The following is a 3,964-nucleotide window of genomic DNA, read 5'->3' as shown; positions in this document are numbered from 1 at the left end:
GGCCGCGATCTTCGCCGCGCTCGCGGGCGCGAGCGAACTCACCCTCTGGGGCGACACCGACGGCGTGCTTTCGGCCGACCCGCGCCTCGTGCCCGACGCGATCCCGCTCGCTGCGCTCAGCTACGACGAAGCCTGCGAACTCGCCTACTTCGGCGCCAAGGTGATCCACCCGCAGACGCTGACGCCGGTGATCGCGCGCGGCCTGCCGGTGCGCATCCGCAACACGTTCCGCCCCGACCATGCGGGCACATCGATCGGTGCCGAATCGGTGGGCGACGCGGCGCAGCCGCCCGTGAAGGGACTCAGCGCCGTGCGCGACCTCGCCGTGCTCACCCTCGAAGGCGCCGGCATGATCGGCGTGCCCGGCACCGCCGAGCGCGCGTTCGGCGCGCTGCACGCGGCGAGCGTGTCGGTGGTGATGATCTCGCAGGGTTCGTCCGAGCATTCGATCTGCTGCGTCGTGCGCGAAGCCGACGCGGCGCGCGCGGAAGCGGCCTTGCGCCGTGCGTTCGTCGCCGAACTCGCGCGCGGCGAGATCGCCAGCGTCGGCGTCGCCGCCGGCATCAGCGTGCTCGCCGCGGTCGGCGACGGCATGGCCGGCCAGCCCGGCGTCGCCGCGCGCCTGTTCGGCGCGCTCGCGCGCTGCGGCATCAACATCTGCGCGATCGCCCAGGGCGCGTCGGAGCGCAACATCTCGGTCGCGGTCGACGCCGCCGACACCGCGCGAGCGCTGCGCGCCGCGCACGCGGCGTTCTGGCTGTCGCCGCAGACGGTGTCGATCGGCCTCGTCGGCCCGGGCAAGGTCGGCGCCGCGTTCCTCGCGCAGGTCGAAGCCGCGCGCGCGCGCCTGCTGCGAGAACACCAGCTCGACCTGCGCGTGCGCGCGGTCGCGACGAGCGCGCGCCTGTGGCTCGGCGAGGCCGAGGACGCCGTCGGTTGGCAACACGCCGCCACGTCCGGCGGCGACCTCGACGCGTTCACGCGCCACGTGCAGGCCGAACACCTGCCGCACGCGCTCATCGTCGACTGCAGCGCGAGCGACGCAGTCGCCGACCGCTACGCCGGCTGGCTCGACGCGGGCATCCATGTCGTCACGCCGAACAAGCATGCGGGCGCCGGTCCGCGCGCGCGCTGGCAGGCGATCCGCGCCGCGAGTGCGCGCGGCGCGCGTTTCCGCTACGAGGCGACCGTCGGCGCCGGGCTGCCCGTGATCTCGACCCTGCGCGACCTGCTCGACACCGGCGACGAACTCGTCGCCGCGGAAGGCGTGTTCTCGGGTACGCTGGCATGGCTGTTCAACCGCTACGACGGCTCGGTGCCGTTCTCCGCGCTCGTGCACGAGGCCCACGCGCTCGGCTACACCGAACCGGACCCGCGCGACGACCTGTCCGGCGCCGATGTCGCGCGCAAGCTCGTGATCCTCGCGCGCGAGGCCGGCGTCGACATCGACCTCGCCGACGTCGCGGTCGAGAGCCTGGTACCGGAATCGCTGCGTGCCGCGCCGGTGGAGGAGTTCATGCATCGCCTGTCCGAGTTCGACGCCGCGATCGCCGCACGCCACGCCCGCGCGCGCGATGCCGGGCACGTGCTGCGCTACGTCGCCCGGCTCGACCGCGACGGACGCGCGAGCGTCGGCCTCGCCGGACTCGCGGCCGACCACGCGTTCGCGCACTTGCGCCTCACCGACAACATCGTGCAGTTCACGACGCGTCGCTACCGCGACAACCCGCTCGTCGTGCAGGGCCCCGGCGCGGGTCCGGACGTGACCGCGGCCGGCGTGTTCGCCGACGTGCTGCGCGTCGCCGCGACGCTCGGAGCGCGCCTGTGACGCACCACGTGACCGCCTTCGCGCCCGCGAGCGTCGGCAACGTCGGCGTCGGCTTCGACATCCTCGGCCACTCGGTGGCGGGGCCCGGCGATCGCGTGCTCGTGCGCCACATCCACGAGCCGACCGTGCGCATCGCGGCGATCCGCGGCAGCACGCGATCGCTGCCGATGGACGCGGCGAAGAACACCGCGGGCGCGGCGGTCATCGCGTTCCGCGATGCGCTGCGGATCCCGGCCGGCTTCGAGATCGAGATCGACAAGGGCATCCCGTTCGGTTCCGGCATGGGCGGCTCGGCGGCCTCCGCGGTCGCCGCGCTCGTCGCCGCGAACGCGCTGCTCGGCGAACCGCTCGATCGCCACGCGCTATACCCGTTCGCGCTCGAAGGCGAAGCGGTCGCGAGCGGCGGCCGCCATGGCGACAACGTCGGGTCGATGCTGCTCGGCGGCCTCGTGCTGTCGACCGCGGACCGCCTCGTGCCGATCCCGGTGCCGCGCGGCCTGCACTGCGCGCTCGTGCATCCGGCCGCGGTGATCGAGACGCGCGCCGCACGCGCGGCGCTCAAGGGCACCTATGCGCTGTCCGACTTCGTCGCGCAGAGCGCGAACCTTGCGCTGCTGCTCGCGGGCTGCCACGAGCGCGACTTCGACCTCATCCGCGCGGGACTCGACGACGTGCTGGTCGAACCGCGCCGCGCGCCGCTCATCTTCGGCTTCGATCGCGTCAAGCAGGCCGCGCTCTCCGCGGGCGCGCTCGGCGCGAGCATCTCCGGCGCGGGGCCGAGCGTATTCGCGTGGTGCGCCGATGAAGGCACCGCGCATTCCGTCGCGGGCTGGATGCGCAGCGCATTCTCCGACGTCGGCTACGCGAGCGAGGCGTGGATCTCTCCGGTCGCCGGGCCGGCCGCGCGCGTGATCGCATGAGTCGCGCTTCCGGGCACGAAGCCCCGGCGCAGCGCGACGCGACGACGTTCGATCGCATGACATACGTCAGCACGCGCGGGCACGCGCCCGCGATCGGCCTCGGCGCCGCGCTCGTCGCCGGCCTCGCCCCGGACAGCGGCCTCTACGTGCCTGCGTCGCTGCCGCGGTTCGACGTGGCCGACTTCGACGGCTGCGACGGCCTCCCCGCGATCGCCGCGCGCCTGCTGCGACCGTTCTTCGCCGGCGATGCGCTCGCGGGCGATCTCGGCGCGATCTGCTCCGAATCGCTCGACCTGCCCGCACCGCTACGCGCGATCGCGCCGCACACGTGGCTGCTCGAGTTGTTCCACGGCCCGACCGCGGCGTTCAAGGATTTCGCGGCGCGATTCCTCGCGGCGTGCCTCGCGCGCCTGCGTCGGCACGACGACCCGCTCCGCACGGTCCTCGTCGCCACCTCCGGCGACACCGGCGCCGCGGTCGCCGCTGCGTTCCATCGCCGGCCCGGCTTCCGCGTCGTCATCCTCTACCCGGACGGTCGCGTGTCGCCGCGCCAGGCGCACCAGCTCGGCGCGTTCGGCGACAACGTGCTCGCGCTGCGTGTCGCCGGCTCGTTCGACGACTGCCAGGCGCTGGCCAAGCGCGCGCTCGCCGACGACGCGCTCAAGGCACGCGTGCCGCTGACCTCGGCCAACAGCATCAGCCTCGGCCGCCTGCTGCCGCAGATGGCGTACTACGCGCTCGCCGCGCTGCAGCGCCATCGCGCCGGCAGCGCGCCGCCGACGTTCGTCGTGCCGACCGGCAACCTCGGCAACGCATTCGCGGCGATCCTCGCGCGCGCGTGCGGCCTGCCGATCGGCGACGTCGTGCTCGCGACCAACGCGAACCGCACCCTGCCCGACTTCTTCGTCGGCGCCGACTACACGCCGCGCGCGAGCATCGCCACGCTCGCCAACGCGATGGACGTCGGCGCGCCGAGCAATTTCGAGCGCCTGCAGTGGCTGTACCCCGACCCCGCGCGCCTGCGCCGCGAGTTCAGCGTCGACGCCGTCGGCGATGCCGCGATCGAGGAGACGATCCGCACGCGCTTCGAACGCCACGGCGAGCTGCTGTGCCCGCACACCGCCACCGCCGTGCGCATGCTCGAAGGCCTGCGCCAGGAGGGCGCGCACGGCAGCTGGGCCGCCGTCGCGACCGCGCATGCCGCGAAGTTCGACGC

Annotated in this window: 3 protein-coding genes; all 3 read left to right on the top strand. The window is 74.0% G+C overall.

The window, feature by feature from the left end:
• The coding region (gene thrA, locus VI238_RS03870) for a bifunctional aspartate kinase/homoserine dehydrogenase I (protein WP_331648640.1) at positions 1-1,828 on the top strand (1,828 nt) is incomplete at its 5' end.
• Positions 1,825-2,748, top strand: a complete 924-nt coding sequence (locus VI238_RS03865; protein ID WP_331648637.1) for a homoserine kinase — start codon at positions 1,825-1,827, stop codon at positions 2,746-2,748. The genes thrA and VI238_RS03865, both read left to right, overlap by 4 nt.
• A 56-nt stretch (positions 2,749-2,804) precedes the next feature.
• A partial coding sequence (gene thrC / locus VI238_RS03860; protein WP_331648635.1) for a threonine synthase occupies positions 2,805-3,964 on the top strand: 1,160 nt, incomplete at its 3' end.

This window comes from Dokdonella sp. (assembly GCF_036518555.1).
Taxonomy (GTDB): domain Bacteria; phylum Pseudomonadota; class Gammaproteobacteria; order Xanthomonadales; family Rhodanobacteraceae; genus Dokdonella_A.
Note: the sequence above shows the minus strand (reverse complement) of the source record. Positions and strands in the feature narration are given on the sequence as shown.